This window comes from Acidovorax sp. SRB_14 (assembly GCF_012932145.1).
In the GTDB taxonomy this organism is placed as follows: Bacteria; Pseudomonadota; Gammaproteobacteria; order Burkholderiales; family Burkholderiaceae_C; genus Simplicispira.
The window spans coordinates 1-26,452 of record NZ_MWOK01000022.1 but is presented as its reverse complement, the minus strand read 5'-3'; the positions used below and the strand labels follow the sequence as shown (position 1 = coordinate 26,452).

General features: G+C 69.2%; 26 protein-coding genes. 18 read left to right on the top strand and 8 right to left on the bottom strand.

What is annotated here, in order from left to right; genetic code table 11:
• Nucleotides 1-58 precede the first annotated feature (58 nt).
• Nucleotides 59-682: a cytochrome c gene (locus B2J86_RS14705; protein ID WP_169169283.1), complete on the bottom strand. Its 624-nt coding sequence runs from the start codon at nucleotides 680-682 to the stop codon at nucleotides 59-61.
• A 72-nt stretch (nucleotides 683-754) separates the two neighbouring features.
• Here B2J86_RS14705 and yihA point away from each other — a divergent pair, with 72 nt between their 5' ends.
• Together yihA and B2J86_RS14695 are read left to right on the top strand one after the other, a co-directional pair.
• Nucleotides 755-1,498, top strand: coding sequence for a ribosome biogenesis GTP-binding protein YihA/YsxC (gene yihA, locus B2J86_RS14700; protein ID WP_169169282.1), 744 nt, complete (start codon nucleotides 755-757; stop codon nucleotides 1,496-1,498).
• A 96-nt stretch (nucleotides 1,499-1,594) separates the two neighbouring features.
• Nucleotides 1,595-2,503: an alpha/beta fold hydrolase gene (locus B2J86_RS14695; RefSeq protein ID WP_169169281.1), complete on the top strand. Its 909-nt coding sequence runs from the start codon at nucleotides 1,595-1,597 to the stop codon at nucleotides 2,501-2,503.
• 55 nt (nucleotides 2,504-2,558) lie between these two features.
• Here B2J86_RS14695 and B2J86_RS14690 read toward each other — a convergent pair whose 3' ends face one another.
• The gene (locus tag B2J86_RS14690) at nucleotides 2,559-3,428 is read right to left on the bottom strand and encodes a lysophospholipid acyltransferase family protein (protein ID WP_169633484.1); all 870 of its coding nucleotides are present in this window, start codon (nucleotides 3,426-3,428) and stop codon (nucleotides 2,559-2,561) included.
• Nucleotides 3,425-4,297 (bottom strand): lysophospholipid acyltransferase family protein, encoded by an 873-nt coding sequence (locus B2J86_RS14685; RefSeq protein ID WP_173025989.1) that lies wholly within the window; start codon nucleotides 4,295-4,297, stop codon nucleotides 3,425-3,427. The genes B2J86_RS14690 and B2J86_RS14685 overlap by 4 nt, the downstream gene beginning before the upstream one ends.
• Before the next feature lie 132 nt (nucleotides 4,298-4,429).
• Here B2J86_RS14685 and metK point away from each other — a divergent pair, with 132 nt between their 5' ends.
• The 12 genes from metK (at nucleotide 4,430) to B2J86_RS14625 (ending at nucleotide 15,531) form a co-directional block, all read left to right on the top strand.
• Nucleotides 4,430-5,617 carry a methionine adenosyltransferase gene (gene metK, locus B2J86_RS14680; RefSeq protein WP_173025988.1) on the top strand — a complete coding sequence of 396 codons (1,188 nt, stop codon included), beginning with the start codon at nucleotides 4,430-4,432 and terminating at the stop codon, nucleotides 5,615-5,617.
• 166 nt (nucleotides 5,618-5,783) lie between these two features.
• Complete coding sequence (locus tag B2J86_RS14675; protein ID WP_169169277.1) at nucleotides 5,784-5,969, top strand: DUF1328 domain-containing protein; 186 nt, start codon at nucleotides 5,784-5,786, stop codon at nucleotides 5,967-5,969.
• Between the two features lie 107 nt (nucleotides 5,970-6,076).
• On the top strand, nucleotides 6,077-6,919 hold the full coding sequence (locus B2J86_RS14670) for a cysteine hydrolase (protein ID WP_173025987.1): 843 nt from the start codon (nucleotides 6,077-6,079) through the stop codon (nucleotides 6,917-6,919).
• A 49-nt stretch (nucleotides 6,920-6,968) separates the two neighbouring features.
• The gene (gene pncB, locus B2J86_RS14665; RefSeq protein WP_169633422.1) at nucleotides 6,969-8,156 is read left to right on the top strand and encodes a nicotinate phosphoribosyltransferase; all 1,188 of its coding nucleotides are present in this window, start codon (nucleotides 6,969-6,971) and stop codon (nucleotides 8,154-8,156) included.
• 196 nt (nucleotides 8,157-8,352) lie between these two features.
• On the top strand, nucleotides 8,353-9,390 hold the full coding sequence (locus tag B2J86_RS14660; protein ID WP_169169274.1) for a bifunctional nicotinamide-nucleotide adenylyltransferase/Nudix hydroxylase: 1,038 nt from the start codon (nucleotides 8,353-8,355) through the stop codon (nucleotides 9,388-9,390).
• Between the two features lie 176 nt (nucleotides 9,391-9,566).
• Nucleotides 9,567-9,857: a co-chaperone GroES gene (locus B2J86_RS14655; protein ID WP_169633421.1), complete on the top strand. Its 291-nt coding sequence runs from the start codon at nucleotides 9,567-9,569 to the stop codon at nucleotides 9,855-9,857.
• 83 nt (nucleotides 9,858-9,940) lie between these two features.
• Nucleotides 9,941-11,587 carry a chaperonin GroEL gene (gene groL / locus B2J86_RS14650; protein ID WP_169169272.1) on the top strand — a complete coding sequence of 549 codons (1,647 nt, stop codon included), beginning with the start codon at nucleotides 9,941-9,943 and terminating at the stop codon, nucleotides 11,585-11,587.
• Nucleotides 11,588-11,801: 214 nt separating this feature from the next.
• Entirely contained in the window at nucleotides 11,802-12,254 is a 453-nt protein-coding gene (locus B2J86_RS14645; RefSeq protein WP_169169271.1) for a DUF1924 domain-containing protein, read from the top strand.
• Nucleotides 12,251-12,745, top strand: coding sequence for a diheme cytochrome c (locus B2J86_RS14640; RefSeq protein WP_173025986.1), 495 nt, complete (start codon nucleotides 12,251-12,253; stop codon nucleotides 12,743-12,745). Before B2J86_RS14645 ends, B2J86_RS14640 begins: the two co-directional genes overlap by 4 nt.
• A gap of 8 nt (nucleotides 12,746-12,753) precedes the next feature.
• Nucleotides 12,754-13,500: a cytochrome b/b6 domain-containing protein gene (locus B2J86_RS14635; protein WP_169169270.1), complete on the top strand. Its 747-nt coding sequence runs from the start codon at nucleotides 12,754-12,756 to the stop codon at nucleotides 13,498-13,500.
• Nucleotides 13,501-13,513: 13 nt separating this feature from the next.
• Nucleotides 13,514-14,179 carry a response regulator gene (locus B2J86_RS14630; RefSeq protein WP_169633420.1) on the top strand — a complete coding sequence of 222 codons (666 nt, stop codon included), beginning with the start codon at nucleotides 13,514-13,516 and terminating at the stop codon, nucleotides 14,177-14,179.
• Nucleotides 14,176-15,531 (top strand): ATP-binding protein, encoded by a 1,356-nt coding sequence (locus tag B2J86_RS14625; protein WP_173025985.1) that lies wholly within the window; start codon nucleotides 14,176-14,178, stop codon nucleotides 15,529-15,531. The genes B2J86_RS14630 and B2J86_RS14625 overlap by 4 nt, the downstream gene beginning before the upstream one ends.
• An 11-nt stretch (nucleotides 15,532-15,542) precedes the next feature.
• Here B2J86_RS14625 and pgi read toward each other — a convergent pair whose 3' ends face one another.
• The gene (gene pgi, locus B2J86_RS14620) at nucleotides 15,543-17,177 is read right to left on the bottom strand and encodes a glucose-6-phosphate isomerase (protein WP_169633419.1); all 1,635 of its coding nucleotides are present in this window, start codon (nucleotides 17,175-17,177) and stop codon (nucleotides 15,543-15,545) included.
• Nucleotides 17,178-18,125: a transaldolase gene (gene tal, locus B2J86_RS14615; RefSeq protein WP_169633418.1), complete on the bottom strand. Its 948-nt coding sequence runs from the start codon at nucleotides 18,123-18,125 to the stop codon at nucleotides 17,178-17,180.
• Nucleotides 18,126-18,309: 184 nt separating this feature from the next.
• Here tal and zwf point away from each other — a divergent pair, with 184 nt between their 5' ends.
• Nucleotides 18,310-19,806, top strand: a complete 1,497-nt coding sequence (gene zwf / locus B2J86_RS14610) for a glucose-6-phosphate dehydrogenase (RefSeq protein WP_169633417.1) — start codon at nucleotides 18,310-18,312, stop codon at nucleotides 19,804-19,806.
• 86 nt (nucleotides 19,807-19,892) lie between these two features.
• Complete coding sequence (locus B2J86_RS14605) at nucleotides 19,893-20,738, top strand: MurR/RpiR family transcriptional regulator (RefSeq protein WP_173025984.1); 846 nt, start codon at nucleotides 19,893-19,895, stop codon at nucleotides 20,736-20,738.
• On the opposite strand, the gene B2J86_RS14600 is transcribed toward B2J86_RS14605, so the two are convergent.
• The gene (locus B2J86_RS14600) at nucleotides 20,729-21,541 is read right to left on the bottom strand and encodes an IclR family transcriptional regulator C-terminal domain-containing protein (protein ID WP_169169263.1); all 813 of its coding nucleotides are present in this window, start codon (nucleotides 21,539-21,541) and stop codon (nucleotides 20,729-20,731) included. The two genes, B2J86_RS14605 and B2J86_RS14600, sit on opposite strands and share 10 nt — an antisense overlap.
• A gap of 142 nt (nucleotides 21,542-21,683) precedes the next feature.
• On the opposite strand from B2J86_RS14600, the gene B2J86_RS14595 reads away from it, so the two are divergent.
• Entirely contained in the window at nucleotides 21,684-23,333 is a 1,650-nt protein-coding gene (locus B2J86_RS14595; RefSeq protein WP_173025983.1) for an acyl CoA:acetate/3-ketoacid CoA transferase, read from the top strand.
• 31 nt (nucleotides 23,334-23,364) lie between these two features.
• Nucleotides 23,365-24,375: a tripartite tricarboxylate transporter substrate binding protein gene (locus tag B2J86_RS14590; protein WP_169169261.1), complete on the top strand. Its 1,011-nt coding sequence runs from the start codon at nucleotides 23,365-23,367 to the stop codon at nucleotides 24,373-24,375.
• Between the two features lie 76 nt (nucleotides 24,376-24,451).
• Here the strand turns inward: B2J86_RS14590 and B2J86_RS14585 are convergent, their stop codons facing one another.
• Nucleotides 24,452-25,435 (bottom strand): tripartite tricarboxylate transporter substrate binding protein, encoded by a 984-nt coding sequence (locus B2J86_RS14585; protein ID WP_169169260.1) that lies wholly within the window; start codon nucleotides 25,433-25,435, stop codon nucleotides 24,452-24,454.
• Between the two features lie 93 nt (nucleotides 25,436-25,528).
• On the bottom strand, nucleotides 25,529-26,452 hold a 924-nt coding region (locus B2J86_RS14580), incomplete at its 5' end, for an electron transfer flavoprotein subunit alpha/FixB family protein (RefSeq protein ID WP_173025245.1).

The window sequence follows — 26,452 nt, the reverse complement described above, 5'->3', positions numbered from 1 at the left end:
TATTGGCGGTTGGTTCCGTGCCTGAACCCGGGGGCTGGTCAGGCGCGGTGCAGGGTTCTCAACGCAGGCCGGCGATGTAGTCCGACACGGCCTTGATTTCGCGGTCGTTGAGCTTGGCGGCCACGTCCGTCATCTGCGCGCTGTTCTTGCGCACGCCGTCGCGGAACTGCACCAGCTGGGCCGCCGTGTAGTCGGCGTGCTGGCCGCTCAGGCGCGGGTATTGGGCGGGAATGCCGGCGCCGTTGGGGCTGTGGCAGCTGGCGCAGGCGGCAATGTTGCGGTCGGCAATGCCGCCGCGGTAGATGCGCTCGCCCAGGGCGACCAGTTCCTTGTCCTTGGCGAAGCCGGGCTTGCCGGGCTTGGAGGCCACCCACCAAGCGATGTTCTTCATGTCGTCGTCGGTCAGCATGGAGGCGAAGCCCTGCATCACGGGGTTGGCGCGCTTGCCGGACTTGAACTCCTGCAGTTGCTTGACGAGGTACTCGGGGTGCTGCTGGGCCAGCTTGGGGTTGGCGGCAATGGACGAGTTGCCATCGGCCGCATGGCAGGCGACGCACACGGCGGTGTAACTGGCCTCCCCCTTGGCAAGGTCGGGCTTGGCCGCAGCGGCGCCCGCAGAGAATGCCGGGAAAGCGGGAGCCGCCAGCGCGGCAGCCATGAGCAAGGAGGCGAGCAACTTCATATCGGGGACTTCTTAGGTAGGGCGCAAAACCCCGCGATTCTACAATGAGGCTCCATAGCCTCCCTCCAGCCCATGACTGCCCCTTCTTCCGCGCCCTCCCCCACCGGCGCCGCCGCCGCCCCCGACGCCCGCTCCGCCATGGGCTGGATGCACACCGCGCGCTTTCTGACCACGGCCGCCCAACTGCACCAGCTGCCCGAGGTCGACGTGCCCGAGATCGCCTTCGTCGGCCGCTCCAACGCGGGCAAGTCCTCGTGCATCAACACGCTCACGCAGCAAAAGCAGCTGGCCTTTGCCTCGAAGAAGCCCGGCCGCACGCAGCACATCAACCTGTTTTCCCTGGGCCGCCAGGGCATCACCGACGCCGTACTGGCCGACCTGCCCGGCTATGGCTACGCGGCCGTCTCGCGCTCGGACAAGCTGCGCTGGCAGCAGGTGATGGTGAACTACCTGGTCAGCCGCGAAAGCCTCACCGGCATCGTGCTGCTGTGCGACCCGCGCCTGGGCCTGACCGGGCTGGACGAGGCGCTGCTCGAAGTGATCCGCCCGCGCGTCGAGGACGGCCTGAAGTTCCTCGTGCTGCTGACCAAGGCCGACAAGCTCACGCGCGCCGAGCAGACCAAGGCCCTGTCGATTGCGCGACTGCAGACCGGCGGCGGCGAGGTGAGGATGTTCTCTGCGCTCAAGAAACAGGGCGTGGACGACGCCGCGCTGCTGCTGTGGCACTGGGCGCACCCGGGCGCCGACGGCGCCGCGGCGCCGGCCGCGGGCACTGCTGCGGATGCCGCCGACGGCGAGCCGCCCGCGCTCGACTGAGTGCGCCGGCCGGACATGGGCGCGTCTATTTTTGGATAAAAATCGGCTCTAACGCATGCCTGTCATGCGCTAACAGCTCGCTTTTCAGGAGCAAACATGCCGCACACCGCCGACATCGCCCTGCCGCACGGCACGCACCTGCACTGCCACGTCGCAGGCGAGCGCGGCCGCCCGGTGCTCATGTTCCTGCACGGCTTTCCCGAAGGCGCCTTCATCTGGGACGCGCTGCTGGCGCATTTCGCGCAGCCCGCGCACGGCGGCTACCGCTGCGTGGCGCCGAACCTGCGCGGCTTTGGCGCGTCGAGCTGCCCGGCCGAACCCGAAGCCTACCGCGCCAAGCACCTGGTGCAGGACATCACGGCGCTGATCGCCACCGAGTGCGCGGACGGCGCGCCGCTGGCCTGCCTGGTGGCGCACGATTGGGGCGGCGCCGTGGCCTGGAACCTGGCCAACCAGCGCCCCGAGCTGCTGCACCGCCTGGCGATCGTCAATGCGCCCCACCCCGGCGCCTTTCTGCGCGAACTGGAGCACAACCCGGCGCAGCAGGCCGCCAGCCAGTACATGCACTTCCTGTGCCGCCCCGATGCCGAGGCGCTGCTCGCGGAAGACGATTTCCGCCGCCTGTTCGCCTTCTTCCACGCCCCCGATGTCCCAGCGCCCGCCTGGCTGACGGACAGCGTGCGCGCCCAGTACCGCGCGCTGTGGCAGCAGGGATTGACCGGCGCCTGCAACTACTACCGCGCCAGCCCGCTGCGCCCGCCGCGCGCGGCCGACCCAGCCGCGCAGGCCCTGGCGCTGCCCGAATCCATGCTGACCGTGCAGGTGCCCACGCTAGTGCTCTGGGGCATGGAGGACCCGGCCCTGCTGCCCGGCCTGCTCAATGGCCTCGACGCGTGGGTGCCGCAGCTGCAGTTGCAGCGCGTGCCGGGCGCCTCGCACTGGCTGCTGCACGAGCAGCCCGCGCGCGCCACGGCCGAGCTGGAGCGCTTTCTGCAATCGAATTGATAGCTGCCGGCGATTTCTGGACAAGCGCTGGAGCCGTTTTTTACCGAAATTCCCGTCAGGAATACAGCGACGGCTCGCCCTCGGGCCGCGTCTTGAAGCGCTTGTGCACCCAGTAGTACTGGCCCGGCATCGTGTCGATCCAGCCCTGCAGGCGCTGGTTCATGAGCGCCGCGTCGGCCTCGGCGTCGCCGCTCGGGTAGTCCTGCCAGGCCGGCAGCAGCTCGGCGCTGTAGCCCGTGGGCGTGAGGCGGCCGATCAGCGGCACGACCTTGGCGCGCCCCAGCCGCGCAAAGCGCGACATCGAGGTGATGGTGGCCGCCGGCACGCCATAGAACGGCACGAACACCGAGTCGTTGCGGCCGAAGTCCATGTCAGGCAGCAGGTACAGCACGCCGCCCTGGCGCAGGCCGCTCACGATGGGCTTGACGCCGTCGCTGCGGTTGAGCATGCGGCCGTTGCCAAAGCGCTGGCGCCCGGCGCGCACCACGGCGTCGACCACCGGGTTGGGCAGCGGCGTGAAGATCGAGGTGAACGGCCGGTCCGAGGCCAGCGCCACGGCCACGCCGGCCGCATCGAGGCCATAGAAATGGGGCGCGAAGATGATGGTGGGCGCGTCGCCCTCGATCTCGTGCAGCGCGCCATGCAGGTGCAGGCGCTGCTCGACCACGCGGCGCGGCGCAAACCACAGCCAGCTGCGGTCCAGCCAGGTCTGGCAGTAGGCGACGAAGGACTCGCGCGCCCAGGCGCGGCGCTGGGCCGGCGAGGCACCGGGAAAGCACAGCGCCAGATTGCGCAGCGCCACCTTGCGCCGCTGCGGCACCAGCACATAGAACAATTGCCCCAGAACCCAGCCCAGGCCGCGCAGCACCGGCAGCGGCAGGTGGGCGAGCCCGCGCAGCGCCCACACGCCCAGGCGGCCCATCATGCGGCGCCCTCGGCACGCGGGGCAGCGCCCTTGCCGGCCGGCGTGTCGGCGCGCGGCTGCTTGTAGCGCGCATAGCCCCACAGGTACTGCTGGGGCGACTGCCGGATCAGGTGCTCCATGGCGCGGTTGATCTGCGCCACGGCCTCGTCGAGCGAGGCCGACAGGGGCTCGGGCAAGGCCTCCACGAACAGCGTGTAGCCCGCGCCGCGCGGCAGGCGCTCGCAGCGCACCAGCAGGACAGTGGCGCCGGTCTGCTGCGCCAGGCGCGCGGCCAGCGTCATGGTGTAGGCCGGGCGGCCAAACACCGGCGACCACAGGCCCAGGCCCTCGGGCGGCACCTGGTCGGGCAGCAGACCGACCGACTCGCCACGGCGCAGCGCCTTGATCATCTGGCGCACGCCCGACAGCGTCGTCGGCACCGAGTCCATGCCCGGGCGCGTGCGCGCCGTCTCCATCACCTTGGCCAGCCAGGGCTGGCGCGCCGGGCGGTACAGCACCGTGATCGGCCCGCGCTGCCGGCCCCAACGCTGCGCCACGGCCTGCGCCGACATCTCGAAGCACCCCAGGTGCGGCGTGAGGAACACAATGCCGCGCCCGCGCTCCCAGGCCTGCTCGACCACCTCGGCGCCCACGATGGCGCAGGGCATGGGCGCGCCCATCCACAGGCGCGGCAGCTCGGCCACCATGCGCCCGGCGTGGCCGACGGCGCCGCGCACCTGCGCAAAGCCGTAGCCCGCGACGGCGGCGTTGGCCACGAACCGGCGCCGGTACGTGGGCGAGAGCGCAAGCACCAGCCAGCCCAGGGCCGCGCCCACGGGGTGGAGCAGCCACAACGGCAATGCGGAAAAAAGGCGAAAAAGGAAAGGCATTAAAATAGGGGGGTCGCTGAGTTAAATGAGCAACTTGCAGGGCGACGTAAAACAAAGCTGCTAAAGCGTTCGCCGAAGGCTCCAGTGGCCGGGGGCAACGCCCCACATGCCAAGACACAGGAGTTTATTCAAATGGCGAACGACTTTCTTTTCACCTCTGAGTCCGTCTCCGAAGGCCACCCCGACAAGGTGTCTGACCAGATCTCGGACGCCATTCTCGACGCGATCCTGGCCCAGGACCCGCACGCCCGCGTGGCGGCCGAGACGCTGTGCAACACCGGCCTCGTGGTGCTCGCCGGCGAGATCACGGCCAAGCCCGGCGTCAACGTGGACTACATCCAGGTGGCGCGCGACACCATCAAGCGCATCGGCTACGACAACACCGAGTACGGCATCGACTACAAAGGCTGCGCCGTGCTCGTGGCCTACGACAAGCAAAGCAGCGACATCGCCCAGGGCGTGGACCACGCGTCGGACGACCACCTGAACACCGGCGCCGGCGACCAGGGCCTGATGTTCGGCTACGCCTGCGACGAGACGCCCGAGCTGCTGCCCGCGCCGATCTACTACGCGCACCGCCTGGTCGAGCGCCAGGCGCAGCTGCGCAAGGACGGGCGCCTGCCCTTCCTGCGCCCCGACGCCAAGAGCCAGGTCACGCTGCGCTACGTCGACGGCAGGCCGCACAGCATCGACACCGTGGTGCTCTCGACCCAGCACGCGCCCGAGATGAGCCTGGGCGACAAGATGACGCCCGCGTTCTACGAGGCCATCCGCGAAGAGGTCATCCGCCCCGTGCTGCCGGCCGAATGGCTCACGCCCGAGACCAAGTACCTGATCAACCCCACCGGCCGCTTCGTCGTCGGCGGCCCGCAGGGCGACTGCGGCCTCACGGGCCGCAAGATCATCGTCGACACCTACGGCGGCGCCTGCCCGCACGGCGGCGGCGCCTTCAGCGGCAAGGACCCGACCAAGGTCGACCGCTCGGCCGCCTACGCCGCGCGCTACGTGGCCAAGAACATCGTGGCCGCGGGCCTGGCGCGCCAGTGCCAGATCCAGGTGGCCTACGCGATCGGCGTGGCCCGGCCGATGAACGTGACCGTCTACACCGAAGGCACGGGCGTCATCCCCGACGACCAGCTAGCCAAGCTGGTGCAGGAGCATTTCGACCTGCGCCCCAAGGGCATCATCCAGATGCTCGACCTGCTGCGCCCGATCTACGAGAAAACCGCCGCCTACGGCCACTTCGGCCGCGACGAACCCGAGTTCACCTGGGAGCGCACGGACAAAGCGGCAGCGCTGCGCGCAGCGGCGGGCCTGTAAGCCGAGAGACCGCCGCGGATTCGGTGGCCTTGCCGCCGAATCCGCGGCATCAGCCCTCTCCTACAGCCAGCCGTCCGCCCTGCCGACGGCACATTGCCGGCGGCACGGCTACCTTGGACACCCCAGCCACCGCAGGCCTCGCCTGCCTATGTCCAAGGAGCTCCCCATGCTGAAGTACGCCATTGTTTTTGCCGTGATCTCGCTGATCGCCGGCGCGCTCGGTTTCACCGGCGTGGCCGCCGGCTCGGCGGGCATTGCCAAGATCTTGTTCATCCTGTTCCTGGCGCTGGCGGTGCTGTTCGTGGTGCTGGCGGTGCTCGGCATTGGCGCGGCGCGCAAGACCTTGAAATAGGCGCCCACTGCCCCAGTGCAGCGCCCGGGCAGCGCGCCCGGGCCTCCCCTCCTCGCGGGTTCAGGCAGGCCGCGCCTACACTGCCTGCCTGAACCCTGAGGAAGCCCATGACCCGCATCCAGCTCCTGGCCATCGATCCACAGAACGATTTCTGCGATCTGCCCGCCGACTGGCACCCCACCGACCCCGCCACCGGCACGCGCATGGCGCCCGCCCTGCCCGTGACCGGCGCGCACGCCGACATGCTGCGCCTGGCCCGCTTCATCGCCGCACAGGGCGCGGCCATCGATGCCATCACCCTCACGCTGGACTCGCACCAGCGCCACGACATCGCCCACCCCGGCTTCTGGCAGAGCCACGGCGGCGCCGCCGTGGCGCCGTTCACCCCGATCACCGCCGCCGAGGTGCGCGCCGGCGCCTATGCGCCGCGCGATGCGGCCGCGCTGCCGCGCACGCTGGTCTACCTCGACGCGCTGGAGCGCCAGGGCCGCTACACGCTGATGGTCTGGCCCGTGCACTGCGAGATCGGCAGCTGGGGCCACGGCGTGCACGCCAGCGTGCTGGCCGCCTGCGGCCACTGGCAGCTGCAGCGCCAGCGCGCCGTCCACCACGTTTTCAAGGGCATGAACCCCTGGACCGAGCACTACAGCGCGCTGCAGGCCGAGGTGCCCGACCCGGCCGACCCCAGCACGCAGCTCAACACCCGCCTGCTCGCCGCGCTGGACACGGCCGAGCTGCTGTTGGTCGCCGGCGAGGCCAGCAGCCACTGCGTGCGTGCGACCACCGAGCACCTGGTGGCGCACCTGCCCGGCGGGCGGCCCGAACGCATCGTGCTGCTGACCGACTGCATGGGCCCGGTGGCGGGCTTCGAGGCGCAGCACGCCGCCTTCCTGGACGCCATGCGCGCCCAGGGCGTGCGCCTCGCACATTCGAACGAAATCACCCTCTAACGCTGATCCACACAGCGTCGATAGCTATTGAATAAATAGCACACAAGACATGCCTGCCATCCTCACCAGCCTGCTCGACACCGACCTGTACAAGTTCACCATGTGGCAGGCCATGCTGCACCGCCACCCGCAAACGCAGGCCGAGTACGAATTCGTCTGCCGCAACACGCCGCAGTACCCGCTGGCCGAGCTGCTCGACGAAGTGAACACCGAACTCGACCACCTGTGCCGCCTGCGCTTTGCGCCCGATGAGCTCGACTACCTGGCGGGGCTGCGCTTCATCCGCTCGGACTTCGTCGACTTCCTGCGCATCTTCCAGTTCCAGCGCGCCTTCATCCGCGCCACCGCCGAGGGCGATCAGCTGCGCATCGTGGTGCGCGGGCCGCAGGTGCATGTGATGGGCTTCGAGATCCATGTGCTGTCCATCGTCAACGAGCTGTACTTCCGCCGCTTCGACCCCGCCGCCGCGCTGGCCGAAGGGCGCGTGCGCCTGCAGCACAAGATCCACCAGCTGCAGGAGCTGGCCAGCGAAGTGGCGCTCGCGCACCCGTTCGAGCTGTTCGACTTCGGCGTGCGCCGGCGCTATTCGGGCGCCTGGCAACGCGAGGTCGTGCAGGCGTTCGCGCGCGAGACCGGGCAGTGGTTCAAGGGCACTTCGAACGTGCTGCTGGCGCGCGACCTGGGCCTGGTGCCGATCGGCACCATGGCGCACGAATACCTGCAGACCTACCAGGCGCTGGGCGTGCGCCTGCGCGACTTCCAGAAGGCCGCGCTCGAAGACTGGGTGCAGGAATACCGCGGCGATCTCGGCATCGCCCTGACCGACACCGTGGGCATGGACGCCTTCCTGGCCGATTTCGACCTCTACTTTGCCAAGCTGTTCGACGGCCTGCGCCACGACTCGGGCGACCCCATCGCCTGGGGCGAAAAAGCCCTGGCGCACTACGACAAGCTGCGCATCGACGCGCACACCAAGCGCCTGGTGTTCTCCGACAGCCTCGACGTGCCGCGCGCGCTGCAGCTCTACCACCACTTCGGCAACCGCACGCAATTGGGCTTTGGCATCGGCACGCAGCTGGCCAACGACATGGGCCTGCCCCCGCTGCACATCGTGATGAAGCTCACGCACGCCAATGGCCAGCCCGTGGCCAAGCTCTCCGACAGCCCCGGCAAGCTGCTGTGCGACGACCCGACCTTCCTGGCCTACCTGCGCCAAGTGTTCAACGTCCCGGCCTGAGCAGCGTCGGGGCGGCAGCGCGGCACGCGGACACGCGCAGCGGCGCGGGGGCAGCGCGCTTCGAAAACAGGAGCGCGGCGCGCAAAGGCGCTGTGCATTTCGGATATAAAACCCCTTCCAGGCCAGAACAACCCAGCGCCAGACGCTCTCCTTTTTGATACCCGGACCGTGCGGCCCCGGGGCGCACCCCAGACACATGTACGACACCGCCATTTACATCGGCCGCTTCGAGCCCGTCCACAGCGGCCACCTGGCCCTGCTGCAGCGCGCGCTGGCCAGCGCGCGCCAGGCCATCGTGGTCGTCGGATCGGCCTGGCAGGTGCGCTCGCCCAAGAACCCGTTCACCTGGCAAGAGCGCGCCGAGATGCTGCGCAACGCCCTGCCCGAGGCCGACCGCGCGCGCCTGCAGGTGCTGCCGGTGCGCGACTATTACAACGAAGCGCTGTGGGTCCGGGCCGTGCAGCGCGGCGTGGCCGCGCTCGTGCCGGCCGGCGCGCGCATCGGCCTGGTCGGCCACTTCAAGGACGCCACCAGCAGCTACCTCAGCGCATTTCCGGGCTGGGAACTGATCCCCGTCGAGCGCCAGGGCAGCATCGACGCCACCACCATCCGCGACGCCTACTTCGGCGCCACGCCCGCCACCGCGGCCGACGCGCTGGCGCCGCTCGCGCAGCAGATCCCCGCCAGCACCCTCGCCGTGCTCACCGCGTTCGCGCAGCAGCCTGACTACCCTGTGCTGCAAGAGGAGTGGCGCATGCTGCGCGCCTACCACCAGGCCTGGGCGCAGGCGCCCTTCCCGCCGGTGTTCGCCACCGTCGACGCGGTCGTGCGCTGCCAGAACCATGTGCTGCTCATCCGCCGCGCCCATGCGCCCGGCAAGGGACAACTGGCCGTGCCCGGCGGCTTCATCGAACAGCGCGAAACCGTCTGGCAGTCCTGCCTGCGCGAACTGGCCGAAGAAACCCACTGCCAGCTGCCCGACGCCACCATGCGCGCTGCGTTGAAGGAGGTCGCCGTCTTCGACCACCCCGACCGCAGCCAGCGCGGGCGCACCATCACGCACGCGCACTATTTCGACCTCGGCGGTGCGCCGTTTCCGGCCGTCCAGGCGGACGACGATGCGATGCAGGTGCAGTGGGTGGCGATCGACCAACTGGCGGCGCTGGAAGAGGCGTTCTTCGAAGACCACTTCCACATGCTCGACCACTTCTTTAGCCTCACCACCCAGGCCTGAGACGGCGCAGCGCGACCCGACCGACCAGCAGGCCCTTGAAATCGGCGCAAATGCCCTTATCATTAGCACTCAACGCCAGAGAGTGCTAACAACGCTGTCTGGCCGAAGTTTGGCGGCGCCTGAGAGGTCAGGCGCTTTTTGATGTAGCAAAACCTTTTTGAACCCAGGAGATCGCAATGAAACTTCGCCCCCTTGCTGACCGCGTGATTGTCAAGCGCATCGAAAGCGAAACCAAGACCGCATCCGGCATCTTCATCCCCGACAACGCCGCTGAAAAGCCCGACCAAGGCGAAGTGCTGGCCGTCGGCCCTGGCAAGAAGAACGACAAGGGCGAACTGGGCGCGATGAGCGTCAAGGTCGGCGACCGCGTGTTGTTTGGCAAGTACAGCGGCCAGACCGTCAAGGTCGATGGCGACGAGCTGCTGGTCATGAAGGAAGACGACCTGTTCGCAGTCGTCGAAAAGTAATCCGCAAGCTATCGAATCAATAGCTACTGGCGCTTGTTTGACGGGCGCTGGACCGTATTTCACTTAAATTCAGGAGCTCCAACATGGCAGCAAAAGACGTAGTTTTCGGCGGCGAAGCCCGCGCACGCATGGTCGAAGGTGTGAACATCCTGGCCAACGCAGTCAAAGTGACCCTGGGCCCGAAAGGCCGCAACGTGGTGCTCGAGCGCTCGTTCGGCGCCCCCACGGTGACCAAGGACGGCGTGTCCGTCGCCAAGGAAATCGAACTCAAGGACAAGCTGCAGAACATGGGCGCGCAGATGGTCAAGGAAGTCGCTTCCAAGACCTCTGACAACGCTGGCGACGGCACCACCACCGCCACCGTGCTGGCCCAGGCCATCGTGCGCGAAGGCATGAAGTACGTGGCCGCCGGCATGAACCCCATGGACCTCAAGCGAGGCATCGACAAGGCCGTGACGGCCCTGGTCGCCGAGCTGAAGAAGGCCTCCAAGGCCACCACCACCTCCAAGGAAATCGCCCAGGTCGGTTCGATCTCCGCCAACTCTGACTCCAGCATCGGCGAAATCATCGCCAATGCCATGGACAAGGTCGGCAAGGAAGGCGTGATCACCGTGGAAGACGGCAAGAGCCTGGACAACGAACTCGACGTCGTCGAAGGCATGCAGTTCGACCGCGGCTACCTGTCGCCCTACTTCATCAACAACCCCGAAAAGCAAGCCGCGATTCTGGAAAACCCCTTCGTGCTGCTGTTCGACAAGAAGATCAGCAACATCCGCGACCTGCTGCCCACGCTGGAGCAGGTCGCCAAGGCCGGCCGTCCGCTGCTGATCATTGCCGAAGACGTCGAAGGCGAAGCCCTGGCGACGCTGGTCGTGAACACGATCCGCGGCATCCTGAAGGTCGTGGCCGTCAAGGCCCCGGGCTTTGGCGACCGCCGCAAGGCCATGCTGGAAGACATCGCCATCCTCACGGGTGGCAAGGTCATCGCTGAAGAAGTGGGCCTGACGCTCGAGAAGGTCACGCTGGCCGACCTGGGCCAGGCCAAGCGCGTCGAAGTGGGCAAGGAAAACACCATCATCATCGACGGCGAAGGCCAGGCTGCCGACATCGAAGCGCGCGTCAAGCAAGTGCGCGTGCAGATCGAAGAAGCGACCAGCGACTACGACCGCGAAAAGCTGCAAGAGCGCGTGGCCAAGCTGGCCGGCGGTGTGGCCGTGATCAAGGTCGGCGCTGCCACCGAAGTCGAGATGAAGGAAAAGAAGGCACGTGTCGAAGACGCCCTGCACGCCACCCGCGCTGCCGTGGAAGAAGGCATCGTGGCAGGCGGTGGCGTGGCCCTGCTGCGCGCCCGCCAAGCGGCTGGCGAGATCAAGGGCGACAACGCCGACCAGGAAGCCGGCATCAAGCTGGTGCTCAAGGCCATCGAAGCGCCCCTGCGCGAAATCGTCGCCAACGCCGGTGGCGAGCCCTCGGTGGTGGTCAACGCCATCCTGGCTGGCAAGGGCAACTACGGCTTCAACGCTGCCAACGACACCTACGGCGACATGATCGAGATGGGCATTCTGGACCCGACCAAGGTCACGCGCACCGCACTGCAGAACGCCGCTTCGGTGTCCTCGCTGATGCTGACGACCGAGTGCATGGTCGCCGAATCGCCCAAGGATGAGTCAGCCGGCGGCGGCATGCCCGACATGGGTGGCATGGGCGGCATGGGTGGCATGGGCATGTAATCGCCATCGGGCGGGGCTGGCCCCGCCCCGAGGCGCCCGCCTCACCTTTCCAAAAAGCCCGCAGGCCCCACCGCCTGCGGGCTTTTTTCATTGGATTGCTACATGGTTCATAGCGTGCTGCGCTTTATCCATCAGTGCCAGAGCCACTTTGGATGCATAAAACTGGCCTCAGGCAAAGCGCCCGCACCCTGGCGCGCCCGTTAAGCCATTCTTCATGCCCGCCCCGCACCATGGCGGCATGCACACACCTCCCCGCCCCTTCCTCGCCGCCCGGACCGCGCTGCTGGCGCTGGCCTGCACCCTGCCCCTGGCACATGCCGCCGACACCACCGCGGCCTTGCAGATGCAGCGCTGGAGCGATGCCTCCGGCGCCCCGGTCAGTGCCGAACGCGGCCGCGTGTTCTTCACCAGCCGCCATGGCGGCGAATGGTCGTGCGCGTCCTGCCACGGCAACCCGCCCACCGCACCCGCACGCCACGCCTCCACGGGCAAAGCCATTGCTCCGCTGGCGCCCGCGTTCAATCCCGAACGCTTCACCGACAGCGCCAAGGCCGACAAGTGGTTTCGCCGCAACTGCAAGGACGTGCTGAAGCGCGAGTGCACGGCGGCCGAAAAAGCCGACGTGCTGGCCTGGCTGCTGCAATTCAACGCCAAGGACAGGCCATGACCCGCTTCCCCCCTTCCCGCCGCGCGCCCACTGCCCGGCGCGCCACCGTCTTCCTGGCCCTGGCCTGCGCGCTGCCCGCCGCCTTTGCCGACAGCCGCGAGATGCCCACCAAAGCCATGTTGCCGGCCTACCAGCAGGATTGCGCCTCTTGCCACATGGCTTACCCGCCGGGGATGCTGCCCGTCCGTTCGTGGGATCGCATGATGAAGGGCCTGGACCAACACTACGGCACCGACGCCTCGCTCGACCCGGCCCTGGTGCGCAAGATCAACACCTGGCTGCAGGCCCACGCCGGCACATACAAGCGCGTGCGCGAAGAGCCGCCGCAGGACCGCATCACCCGCTCGGCCTGGTTCGAGCGCAAGCACCGCGAGGTAGCGCCCGCCGTGTGGCAGCGCGCCGCCGTCGGCAGCCGCGCCCATTGCATGGCCTGCCACACCCGCGCCGACCAGGGCGACTTTGACGACGACCGCGTTCGCATCCCGAAGTGAGTACCACCATGGCCACCGACACCCTTTCCCCATCGTCTTCCGCTGCTGCTGCCACCCGGCCACCCAGCCGGCGCGTGACCGATGCCAGCACGCGCATGCTGCACTGGCTGATCGCCTTCAGCTTCATGGGCGCCTACCTCACGGCCGATGGCGAGCGCTGGCGTTTGGTGCATGTCACGCTGGGCTACACGCTGGCGGGGCTGGTAGTGGCGCGCCTGTTGTGGGGGTTTCTGGGGCCACGCCAGGTGCGGCTGTCGGTGCTGTGGCGCCGCCTCAAAGGCTGGCCGGCGTGGCTGAAGTCCCTGGCCACCGTGCGCTCGCCCGGTGCGTTGCAAGCGGCCTGGAAGCCGGGGCAGAACCTGCTGATGGTGCTGGCCATCGCGCTGATCCTCGCGCTGGTGCTGCCGCTCACGCTCAGCGGCTACGCCGTGTGGGACGAATGGGGCGGCGAATGGCTGGAGGACGTGCACGAATTCTTCGGCAACGCCCTGCTGGCGGTGGTGCTGGCGCACATCGGCCTGATCGCGCTGCTGAGCGCACTGCGGCGCAAGAACCTGGCGCGGCCCATGCTCACGGGCCGCGTGCCCGGCACCGGCCCCAATCTGCCCGAACGCAACCACGCGGTTCTGGCAGCGCTGGTGCTGGCCTGCGTGCTGGTCTTCTGGGCCTGGCAGTGGCAGGCGGCGCCGCCAGCGCCGGCGCAGGACGCCGCGCACTGGAGCGAGAATCACCGACACGATGGCGACGACGACTGACTGAAAGGCACGCATGCGCATCCTGCTGGCCGAAGACGACGAACTGCTGGGCTCGGGCATCCGCGCCGGGCTGGCGCAGCACGGCTTTGCGGTGGACTGGGTGCGCGACGGCATGGCGGCAGAGCGCGAGCTGGCCACGGGCGCCTACCAGGCCTGCGTGCTCGACCTGGGCCTGCCGCGCCAGGACGGCATGGATGTGCTGCGCCAGGCGCGCGCACGCCGCATTGCCACGCCCGTGCTGGTGCTGACGGCGCGCGACGCCGTGCCGGCGCGCATTGCCGGGCTGGACGCGGGCGCCGACGACTACCTTGTCAAACCCATCGATTTGCACGAACTGGCCGCGCGCCTGCGCGCGCTGGTGCGGCGCGCCCACGGCCAGAGCGAGGGGCGCCTGGCGGCCGGCAACGTCGAGCTCGACCCCGCCGCGCACCGGGTGTGGCAGGGCGGCGCACCGGTCGATCTGTCGAACCGCGAATACGACCTGTTGCACGCACTGCTGCTGAACGCCGGGCGCGTGCTCTCGCGCGAGCAGCTCGAGCAGCGCCTGTACCAGTGGGGCAGCGAGATCAACAGCAACGCCGTCGAGGTGCACATCTACCACCTGCGGCGCAAGGTGGGCACGGCGCTGATCGAGACCGTGCGCGGCATTGGCTACCGCATTGGACCCACGGACCCATGAACGGCCTGCCCGCTACCCGAGCACCGCGCTCGCTGCAAACGCGGCTGCTGCTGGCGGTGCTGGCGCTGGTGCTGCTGGCCTGGGCCAGCGCCGCCGCCCTCACCTGGCACGAGGCCGAGGACGAGGTGGGAGAACTGCTCGACGCCCATCTGGCGCAGACCGCCGCGCTGTTGCGGCTGCAACCGCTGGACGCACTGGACGACGACCAACTCAACGAAGCCTCTGAGCTGGACAAACACCAGCACCATGTGGTGTTCCAGCTCTGGCACGAAGACCAACTGCTGGCGCGCTCGAAAAACGCCCCCGAAGAACCCCTGACCGCGCGGCGCAAGCGGGGTTTTGCCGACAGCGAGGTCGCAGGCCACGCCTGGCGCGTGTTCGTTACCCCAGGCCGGGAAAGCGATGTGCGCATCCTCGTGGGCGAGCAGCAGGCGGTGCGCCAGGACATCGTGCTGGCCAGCGTCAAGGGCATGCTCAAGCCCCTGGCCTGGGCGCTGCCGCTGCTGGCGCTGGGCATCTGGTGGGTGGTGCGCGGCCTGGTGCGACCGCTGCGCCAACTGGGCGGGGCCGTGGCGCAGCGCCAGCCGCAGTCGCTGGCGCCGCTGCCCACGGCCGGCGTGCCCCCCGAAGTGCTGCCGCTGGTGGCGGCGCTCAACGCCCTGTTCGAGCGCATGGCGGAGCTGCTGGCGGCCGAGCGGCAGTTCACTGCCGATGCCGCGCACGAGCTGCGCACCCCCATTGCCGGCATCCGCATGCAGGCCCAAGTGGCCCAGGGCGCCACGCAGGACGCCGAGCGCGCCCAGGCGCTGGCGGCCACGGTGCGCGGCTGCGACCGCGCCACGCGCCTGGTCGAGCAACTGCTGCAGCTGGCCCGGCTGGACGCGGACGCCGAGGCCACCGACGCCCCGCCCACCGACCTCGCCGAGGTGGCGCGCACGCTGGCGGGCGAGCTGGCCAGCACGGCCAAGGCACGCGGGCAGCAGCTGGCGCTGGACCTCGCTGGCCCCACGCCGGTGCCGCTGGCCGAGCCCCTGGCGCGCGTGCTGCTGCGCAACCTGCTCGACAACGCGCTGCGCTACAGCGCCGACGGCGCGCAGGTGCAGCTCCACATCGGCCCGGCCACGCCGGGTGGCGCGGCGCAGCTGTGCGTGCAGGACAGCGGCCCCGGTCTGCCCGACGCCGACATCGCCCGCTTGGGCGAGCGCTTCTTTCGCGTGCTGGGCACCGGCCAGAGCGGCAGCGGCCTGGGCTGGTCGATCGTCCAGCGCATCGCGCGGCTGCACGGCCTGCGCGTGCAGGTGGACCGCAGCCCGGCACTGGGCGGGCTGCGCGTGGCCATCACCTGGCCCTGATCCTGCGGTGCCTACTGCGGCCCCGGCCCGGCGTGCAGGCGCCGCAGCAGGCCGGCCGTGGCGCCGTCCAGCCCGGTGCCGTCACCTGTCGCCAGGCGCGGCTCGATGTTGGCGGCCAGCTGCTTGCCCAGCTCCACGCCCCACTGGTCAAAGCTGTTGATGCCCCAGATGGAGCCGGCCACGAACACACGGTGCTCGTAGAGCGCGATCAGTGCGCCGAGCGACGCCGGATCGAGCTGCTCGAGCAGCAGCACGGTGCTGGGCCGGTTGCCGCTGAAATGGCGGTGGCCGCAGGCGCTCGCGCGCCCGAGCATCAGCGCCTTGGCCTGCGCCAGGGCGTTGGCCACCAGGCGCGGGTGCTGCTCGGGCAGGTCGCGCCCGCCGCGGCGCAGTACGATGAACTCGACCGGAATCACGTCCGGCCCCTGGTGCAGCATCTGGAAGAACGCGTGCTGCCCGTTGGTGCCGGGCTCGCCCCAGACCACGGGCGCGGTGGCATAGGGCAAGGCGCGGCCCTGCCAGTCCACGCCCTTGCCGTTGCTCTCCATCTCCAGCTGCTGCAGGTAGGCCGAGAGGCGCCGCAGGCCGTGGCTGTAGGGCGCGATGCAGCGGCTCGTGAAGCCGTGGAAGTTGCGGTACCAGACGTCGAGCAGACCCAGGCGCACCGGCAGGTTGCGCTCCAGCGGTGCACTGCGGAAATGTTCGTCCATCGCGTGCGCGCCGGCCAGCAGCTGGCGAAACGCCGGTGCGCCCACGGCGATGGCGATTGGCAGGCCGATGGCCGACCACAGCGAATAGCGCCCGCCCACCCAGTCCCAGAAGCCGAAGGTGGTCGCAATGCCGAAGTCGCGTGCGGCTGCGATGTTGGTCGTGAGCGCGGCGAAGTGGCGCGCCAGCGGCACGGGCGCGTCGGCGTCCAGGCTGCCGCCGTGCGCCAGGAACCAGTCGCGCGCGGCATGGGCGTTGACCATGGTCTCGGCGGTGGTGAAGGTCTTCGACGCGATCAGGAACAGCGTGCGTTCGGGCCGGAGCTGGCGCAGCAGGCAGCCCAGCTCCATGCCGTCGACGTTGGAGACAAAGTGCACGCGCTGGCCCTGGCGCCACAGGTCTTCCAGCGCCGTTACCACCATGGCCGGGCCCAGGCCCGAGCCGCCGATGCCGATGCTGACGATGTCGGTGATCTGCGCATCGGCGCGCACGCTTTCCGCATAGGCCAGCATGGCCTGCAGCGTGGCCTGCACCTCGCGGTTCGCGCAAGCTATGAAATCAGTAGCTATTGGCGCTTGATGGGCGGTCGCTGGAGCCGGATTTCGCAACAAATGGTGCAGCACCGCGCGCTCTTCGGTGGTGTTGATCGCCTGGCCGGCCCACATGGCGTCGCGGTGCTGTTCGAGGCCACATTCGCGCGCCAGCGCGAGCAGCAGGCGCTCGGTGGCGGCATCGACGCGGTTGCGCGAGAGGTCGGCAAAGACGTGCGGTGCCTCCTGGCTGAGCGCGCCAAAGCGGCCGGGATCGGCGGCAAAGGCCGCGCGCATGTCGAAGCCGCGGCCCACGCGGTCGAAATGCGCGTGCAGCGCGCCCCAGGCGCGCGTCTGGTCACAGCGGGCGCGCTGGCCGGTCAAGGGGGCGGGGCCGTGCGCTGTCATTCAGGCGGCGAGCATGAGCTGCTCGAGCTTGAGGGCATCGGCGGCAAAGGCGCGGATGCCCTCGGCCAGCTTCTCCGTGGCCATGGCATCGTGGTTGAGCGCGTAGCGAAATCCGGCCTCGTCGTAGTTCACGGCCGGCAGGTCCAGGGCCCGGGCTGCGCCCGTATCGAGCGCGCGCGCCAGCGGCGCCTCGGCGGTGGCCAGCTGCGCCAGCAAATCGGGCGCAATCGTCAGCAGGTCGCAGCCCGCCAGCGCAGTGATCTGGCCGACATTGCGGAAGCTCGCGCCCATCACTTCGGTGGCGATGCCGAAGTGCTTGTAGTGGTTGAAGATGGCGCGCACCGATTGCACGCCAGGGTCGTTGGCACCGGCCATGGCGGCTTCGTCCCATGCGCTGCCGGCCTGTTTTTTATGCCAGTCGTAGATCCGGCCGACAAAGGGCGAGATCAGCTGCACCTTGGCCTGGCCGCAGGCCACGGCCTGCGCGAACGAAAACAGCAGCGTGAGGTTGGTGTGGATGCCCCGGCTCTCGAGCTGGCGCGCCGCCTCGATGCCCTCCCAGGTCGCGGCCACCTTGATGAGCACGCGGTCGATGTGCACGCCCTCGGCCTGGTACAGCCCGATGATGCGCTCGGCGCGCGCCACGGTGGCGTTGGTGTCGAAGCTCAGGCGCGCATCGACCTCGGTGGAGACGCGGCCCGGGATGATGGACAGGATCTCGCAGCCAAAGCGCACCAGCAGGCGGTCCATGACCTCGGCCAGGTCGCGGCCGTGCCACTTCGACACGGTGTCCTGCAGCAGTGGCGCGTAGTCGGGCTTTTGCACGGCCTTGAGGATCAGCGAGGGGTTGGTGGTCGCGTCCTGCGGGCGAAACTGGGCCAACTGGCGAAAGTCGCCGGTGTCGGCCACCACGGTGGTGAACTGTTTGAGTGCGTCGAGCTGGTTCATGGCAACAAATCCTGGAATCCGGGCAAAGCCCCTGGCGACGGGCCGGGGCGGCATAAGAACGTGTCCACGTTCTCGCAGTCTCCAGTGTATTCGGCCGGCCGCCGCACCTGCGCAGCACCGGGCGCCGATGAACCCCGGTTACATTGCGGTGACTCTTTTGTTCACTTCCTGTTCTTGCCTTGCCATGAGCTTCGATCTGGTTTTGTTGGGTGGCACCGGTGACCTGGCCTGGCGCAAGCTGCTGCCGGCGCTGTTCCAGGCGTTTCGCCACGGCTCCTTGCCCGCGGACGGGCGCATCGTCGGCGTGGCGCGCGAAGCGCTCGACGACGCCGCCTACCGCGCCTGGGTGGCGCAGCGCCTGGGCGGCGTCGAGGGCGAAAAGCGCCCCAGCCCGGACGAGTTCGCGCGCTTTTCGGCGCTGCTGCACTACGTGCGCGCCGACCTGTCGAACCCCGCCGACTACGCCGCGCTGGCAGCACGCCTGCGCCAACGCGAAGCGCAGGCGGTGGTGCTGTACCTGGCGACGGCCCCGGCGCTGTTCGCCAGAGTGGCCGAGCAGCTGGGCGCCGCTGGCCTCGCCACGCCGCGCACCCGCATCGTGCTCGAAAAGCCCCTGGGCCACGACCTGGCCAGCAACCGCGCCATCAACGCCACGGTGCTGCGCCACTTTGCCGAGCACCAGGTGTTCCGCATCGACCACTACCTGGGCAAGCCGTCGGTGCAGAACCTGCTCGCGCTGCGCTTTGGCAACGCCTTGTTCGAGCCGCTGTGGCGGCGCGAGACCATTGCCAACATCCAGATCACCATGGCCGAGACACTGGGCGTGGAAAAGCGCGGCAGCTTCTACGACGGCACGGGCGCGCTGCGCGACATGGTGCAAAACCACGCGCTGCAGCTGCTGTGCGCGATCGGCATGGAGCCGCCCGCGAACGCCGGCGCCGACGCCATCCGCGACGAAAAACTCAAGGTGCTGCGCTCGCTGCGCCCCTGGACCCCCGACACCCTGGCACGCGACGTGGTGCGCGGCCAGTACGGCGCCGGCCAGATCAATGGCGAGCGTGTGGCCGGCTACCGCGACGAGAGCGGCGTGGACCCGGCCAGCCGCACCGAAACCTTTGTGGCGCTGCGCACCGAAATCAATAACTGGCGCTGGGCCGGCGTGCCCTTTTACCTGCGCACCGGCAAGCGCCTGGCGGCGCGCGAGGCCTTCATCGTGGTCAACTTCCGGCCCACGCCGCACGCCATCTTCCGCACCCCGGCGGACGGCGCCAACCGCCTGGTGATCCACCTGCAGCCGCGCGACGGCCTGGACCTGCACCTGTTTGCCGCCGCGCAGGCGCCGCGCGGGCCGGCCGCGCAGCACCCGCTGCCGTTGCAGCCGGCGCAGAGCACGTCGGCACCGCTGTCGCCGGTGTCGCTGAACATGGACTTCGACCAGCGCTTTGGCACCGAGCGCGTCGGTGCCTACGAGCGCTTGCTGCTCGACGTGCTGGCCGGGCGGCTGAACCTGTTTGTGCGCAGCGACGAGCAGGAAGCGGCCTGGGCGTGGGTCGAACCCATCCTGCACGCCTGGCAGCACGCCGAGGACGGGCCGCGCCACTACGCCGCCGGCACCTGGGGCCCGAGCGCGGCGAGCGCGCTGGTCGCACGCGACGCGCAGTGCTGGACCGAGGAATGCTAGCGACGTGTCGAAGGTGTCGGCGGCGACCGCGCTGATCCCCGCCCCGTCCGCTGCGCTTTTCACCTGCACTCTCTGCCTTTCACACCATGCTCGACCGCATCGCCGCATCCCTTTCCTCCCTGGCCCCGGCCGAGCAGCGCGTGGGCCGCCTCGTGCTGGCGGACGCGCGCGCATTCGCCCGCCTTCCGGTGCGCGAATTGGCCGCGCGCTCGCAGGTCAGCAAACCCACCGTGGTGCGCTTTTGCCGCAGCATGGGCTATGACGGCCTGGCCGACTTCAAGCTCAAGCTGGCCGGCAGCGTCAGCGAGGGCGTGCCCTTCATCCACCGCAGCGTGGACGCCGACGACAAGACCAGCGACGTGATGGTCAAGGTGGTCGACAACGCGGTGGCCGCCTTCCTGCAGTACCGCAACGCCGCCAGCACCGTCGCCATCGAGCGTGCGGCCAGCGCCATCGCCGCCACCTGGCAGACCGGGCGGCGCATCGAGTTCTATGGCGCGGGCAATTCGGGCATCGTGGCGCAGGACGCGCAGCACAAGTTCTTCCGCCTCGGCGTCACCAGCCTGGCCACCAGCGACGGCCACATGCAGGTCATGAGCGCGACGCTGCTGGGCCCGGGCGACTGCGCAGTGATCATCTCCAACTCGGGCCGCACGCGCGATCTGATGGACGCGGCCGACATCGCGCGCAAGAACGGCGCCACCACCATCGCCATCACCGCCAGCGGCTCGCCGCTGGCGGCCGCGTGCGCCATCCACCTGGCCGCCGACCACCCCGAGGGCTACGACCGCTACAGTCCCATGGTCTCGCGGCTGCTGCACCTGCTCGTCATCGACGTGCTGGCCACCTGCGTGGCGCTGCGCATCGGGCCGCCGCTGCAGCCCATCCTGCAGCAGATGAAGGACAACCTGCGCGCCAAGCGCTATACCTGAGGGCCGGCGCTGCGCGCGCCGAGGATCGCCTCGATCCGCTGGGCCGCCCGCTGCAGCGCGGGAAGACAGTCGCGCACCAGGTCCTTGCGCGTGCGCCGTCCCAGCACCATGCTCAGGCCCAGCGCGGCCACCACCCGGGACTGGCTGTCGCGCAGCGGCACGGAGAGGCCGCCAAAGCCGTCGGCCATTTCGCTGTCGAGCACGCAGTACCCGTCCTTGCCCGCGCGCTGGAGGATGGCCTGGAGCGCGGCGGGATCGGTCGTGGTCGCCGGCGTGAGCGGCAGCAGGCTGGCCCGGCCGAAATAGGCCGACAGGGCGGGCCCGTCGAGCGCGGCGAGCAAGACACGCCCCATCGAGTGCGCATAGGCGGGCAGCTGCCGCCCCACGCCCAGATCGACCCGCAGCAGCTTGCGCGGCTCCTCGCGCGCCAGCAGCACCACGGCGTCCTGGTCCAGCACCCCGAGCGAGCAGGTTTCCTGCAGCTCCTGTGCCAGCGCCTGCATCACCGGCTGCGCCAGCACCGGCAGGCTCATGGAGGCGAAATACGCATGGCCCAGCTCCAGCACGCGGGGCGTGATGGAAAAGCGGCGCGCATCCTGCGCCACATACCCATGGTGCTGCAGCGTCAGCAGCAGGCGGCGCGCGGCGGCGCGCGTGACCCCCAGTTCCTCGGCCACCTGCTGCATCGTCATGGCGGGCACGCCCTGGCCAAACAGGCGCAAGAGCGCCAGCCCGTTCGACAAGGCGTCCAGCAGCTCCGGCTCTTTCTTGGCCGACTCTTCGCAGGCAGCAGTGGCAGGCATTTCCAACCTCGTTCAAGGGCAAGCCGGGGATTGTAGGAGCCGCCTGGCGCTTGCGTCGTCTGCCAATGCGGCTTAGGATTACTCAATTGGCGAACATTTGTTCGCTAAACAGCATTCTCACCTATTGCTCAATCCGTTCACAATGAAAATCATCTGCGCAGACCAGGCCGCGGCCCTCGTCCCTTCCGGCGCCACGGTGGCCTGCGCAGGCTTTGTCGGCGCGGGCCATGCCGAGGCCATCACCTCGGCGCTCGAGCGCCGTTTCCGCGCGAGTGCCCAGCCGCGCGACCTGACGCTGGTCTATTCCGCCGGACAGGGCGACCGCGGCCTGCGCGGCGTCAACCATTTCGGCCAGCCGGGCATGACCCGGGTGGTCTGCGGCGGGCACTGGCGCTCGGCCCCGCGCCTGGCCACCCTGGCACTGCAAGAGCAATGCGAGGGCTACAACCTGCCCCAGGGCGTCATCAGCCACCTGTACCGCGCCATCGCCGGCGGCAAGCCGGGGGTGTTGACGCCCATCGGCCTGCACACCTTTGTGGACCCGCGCACCCACCTGGACGCGCGCTACCACGGCGGCGCCATCAACCAGTCGGCGGCCCACGCCGTCGCCGAAGGGCGATCGCAGTGGGTCGAGGCGCTGGAGTTCCGGGGCGCGGAATACCTCTTCTACCCCGCGTTCCCCATCCACTGCGCGCTGATACGCGCGACGGCGGCCGATGCGCGCGGCAACCTGAGCACGCACGGCGAGGCCTTCCACCACGAACTGCTGGCCATCGCCCAGGCCGCGCGCAACAGCGGTGGCATCGTCATCGCGCAGGTGAAGAACTTGGTCGAGTGCCACGAACTCCTGCACGCCATCCATGTCCCGGGCATCCTGGTGGACTACGTGGTGGTCTGCGACGACCCGGCGCACCACCAGATGACGTTCTCGGAGAACTTCAATGCCGCCTACACCCAGCCCTGGCGCGGAAAGCGGGTCCAGGCGGCCCCGCAGGCACCCGGCGCGGCCGCGCCGCTGGACGCCCGCACCATCGTCCAGCGGCGCGCCGTGCTGGAACTGCAGCGGCTGCAGCCGCGCGTGGTGAACCTGGGCGTCGGCATGCCCGCGGCCGTGGGCGCGCTGGCGCAGCAGGCCGGGCTGTCGGGCTTCACGCTCACCGTCGAGGCCGGGCCCGTGGGTGGCACGCCGGCCGATGGCCTGAGCTTCGGCGCGTCCGCCCACCCCGAGGCGGTCATCGACCAGCCGGCGCAGTTCGACTTCTACGAGGGCGGCGGCATCGACCTGTCGATCCTCGGGCTGGCCGAGCTCGATCCCCAGGGCAACGTGAACGTCAGCAAGTTCGGCGAAGCGGGCGAGGCATCGATCGCGGGCGTGGGCGGCTTCATCAACATCACCCAAAGCGCCAAGGCCCTGGTCTTCATGGGCACCCTCACCACCGGCGGCCTGCAGGTCGCGGTCGAGGACGGGGCCCTGCGCATCGTGCAGGAAGGGCGGGTGCGCAAGCTCGTCGACCAGGTGTCGCACCTGAGTTTCAACGGCCCCTACACCGCCAGCCGCGGCACGCCCGTCCTCTACATCACCGAGCGCGCGGTGTTCGAGATGCGGCCCAACGCCCAGGGCGAGCAGCGCCTGACCGTCGTCGAGCTGGCGCCCGGCATCGACCTGCAGCGCGATGTGCTGGCGCAGTGCGCCGGCCCGCTGGACGTGGCGCCCGACCTGCGCAGCATGGACCCCAGCATTTTCCGGACCGGGCCTTGGTGCCCGACCCATCCACCGGTGGCGGCCGATTGAGCCACACCGCTAGCAACCCCGAGAGGAGACCATGAAAAGCACCCCTACCCACCGCAGCACCGCCGCCCGCCGCCACGTCTTGAGCGGCCTGGCCGCGGCCCTGGCACTGCCCTTGTTCGCCGGCCAGGCCATGGCCCAGAGCTACCCGAACCAGCCCATCAAGCTGATCGTCTCCTTCCCTCCGGGCGGGCCGACCGACACGGCGGCGCGCATCATCGGACAGAAGATGAGCGAGGGCCTGCAGCAGCCTGTGATCGTCGAGAACCGGGCCGGCGCCTCGGGCATGCTCGGCACCGAGGTCGCGGCGAAGAGCCCCGCCGACGGCTACACGCTCGTCATGCTGGCATCGCCCACCCTGCTGGCCAACCACCTCTACGAGCAGAAAAAGTACGACCTGTTCAAGGACTTCACGCCGATCGGCACGGCCTACGACCTGCCCATCGTCATGGTGGTCAACCCGCAGGTGATGCCCGATGTGACGGGCCTGCAGCAGCTCGTGGCCAAGGCCAAGGCCCAGCCCGGCAAGCTCAACTACACCAGCGCGGGCAACGCCAGCTTCGGCCACCTGTCGACGGAACTGCTCAAGAACCAGGGGCAATTCGACATCCAGCACATCTCGTACCGCGGCAGTGCGCCGGCCATCACCGACCTGCTCGGCGGCCAGGTGCCGATGATGTTCTCGGACATGATTGCCGCCCTGCCCCACATCAAGGCCGGCAAGCTGCGCGCCATTGCCGTGGGCTCTTCGAGCCGCGTGGTCTTCACGCCCGAGGTCAAGACCGTGGCCGAGCAGGGCTTCCCTGGCTTTGAAGCGGTCGCCTGGGGCGGACTGCTCGCCCCGCGCTCCACCCCTGCCGATATCGTGGCGCGCCTGGGCCTGGAGTTGCAGAAGGCGCTGGCCGACAAGACCGTGCAGGAAAAGCTCCAGCAGGCCGGCACCACGGCCGCCTACGCTCCTCCTGCCGGCATGACGAGCCGCATGCAAAAGGATTTCGAGAAGTGGGGCAAGGTCATCCGCGACAACGGCATCCGCAGCAACTGAAGCTGAACGCAGAAGGCCGCAGCCATCGGCTGCGGCCTTCCAAGGTCGTGCAGCTGCGCCTGCAGCTGCACCGCGCTCAGTCCAGCTTCACGCCGGCGTCGCGGATCACCTTCCCCCATTTGGTGGTTTCCGACGCCAGGAAAGCATCGCACGCCTCGGGCGTGGTGCCTTCAGCGAACGTGCCCATGGCTTCGAGCTTGGCGCGCGTCTCGTCGCTGTGGATGATCTGGTTGACCGCTTCCGACACGCGCTTGACGATCTCGCGCGGTGTGCCGGCTGGCGCGATCATGCTGGCCCAGGTGCTGCCCAGCATGCCGGGCATGCCCTGCTCCACGAAGGTGGGCACATCGGGCAGGATCGGCAGGCGCTTCTCGCTGGCCACGCCTATGAGGCGGATGCGGCCCGCCTTGGCGGGCTGGATCAGGTTCGGCGGCGGGTCCAGGAATAGCGGCACCTGCCCGCCCATCAGGTCGGTCAGCGCGGGCGTGGAGCCCCGGTACGGGATGTGCACCATGTAGGTCTTGGTCAGCGTCTTGAACAGCTCGCTGGTCAGGTGCGCGGCCGAGCCGCTGCCCGAGGACGCGAAACTCACCTTGCCAGGGTGGGCCTTGGCGTAGGCCACCAATTCCTGGGTGTTCTTGAACGGCGCGTTGGGGGCCACCGCAGCCACCAGCGGCGACACCCCGAGCAGCGAGACGCCCACTAGGTCCTTGCGCGGGTCGTAGGGCAGCTTGGGGTAGAGGGTGGTGTTGGCGGTGAAGGCCGGGATCACGACGCCGAAGGTGTGCCCGTCGGGCGCCGCCTTGGCGACCGCATCGACGCCGATGATGCTGTTGGCACCGGGCTTGTTGTCGATCACCACCGGCTGGCCCAGCTGCTTTTGCAGGCCCACCTGCAGCAGGCGCGCCATCTGGTCGGTGAAGCCGCCCGCCGTGTAGGGCACGACGATCTTGATCGGTTTGCTCGGCCAAGCCGCCTGTGCCAGCGCTGGCAGGGCCGCGCTGGCCAGTCCGGCGGTGGCGGCCTGCATGAGGGTGCGGCGGGAAAGGGGAAGGGCCATGGGTTTTGTCTCCGGTTATTTTTGAATAAAAAATGGCTCTGGCGCTTACCAGCTATGCGTTTACAGCTCTCATATCGGTAGCGCCAGAGACGCTCAAAGGGCCTTGACCAATTCCGGCACGGCCGCAAACAGGTCGGCCTCGAGCCCGTAGTCGGCGACCGAGAAGATCGGCGCCTCGGGGTCCTTGTTGATCGCCACGATCACCTTCGAGTCCTTCATGCCCGCCAGGTGCTGGATCGCCCCCGAGATGCCCACAGCCACGTACAGCTCGGGCGCGACGATCTTGCCCGTCTGCCCGACCTGCCAGTCGTTGGGCGCGTAGCCCGCGTCCACCGCGGCGCGGCTTGCGCCCATCGCGGCTCCCAGCTTGTCGGCCAGCGGCGTGATCACTTCGTCGAACTTTTCCTTGCTGCCGAGCGCCCGCCCGCCCGAGACGATGATCTTGGCGGCCGTCAGTTCGGGCCGGTCGCTGTGCGCGATCTCGCTGCCGACAAAGCGGCTTTGGCCCGCATCCGGCGTGGCGGCCGTGGGCTCGACGGCAGCGCTGCCGCCGGCAGCCTGCGCCGCGTCAAAGCCCGTCGTGCGCACGGTGAGCACCTTGACGGCGTCCAGGCTCTGCACGGTGGCGATCGCGTTGCCCGCGTAGATCGGGCGCTCGAACGTGTCGGCCGAGATCACGCGGGTGATGTCGCTGATCTGCGCGACGTCGAGCCGGGCGGCCACGCGCGGCGCGACGTTCTTGCCGCCGGCCGTGGCGGCAAACAGGATGTGGCTGTAGTTGCCAGCCCCATCGCCCTGGAGCGCGAGCACCTGCGCGGCGACGTTCTCGGCGAGGCCGTGTTCGAGCCCGGGGGCGTCGGCGTGGAGGACCTTGGCGACGCCGGCTATTTGGGCGGCGGCCTGCGCGGCCGCTGCCGCGTTGTGGCCGGCGACGAGCACGTGCACGTCGCCGCCGCAGGCGGCAGCAGCGGTGACGGTGTGGAGCGTGGCGCCCTTGAGGGACGCGTTGTCGTGTTC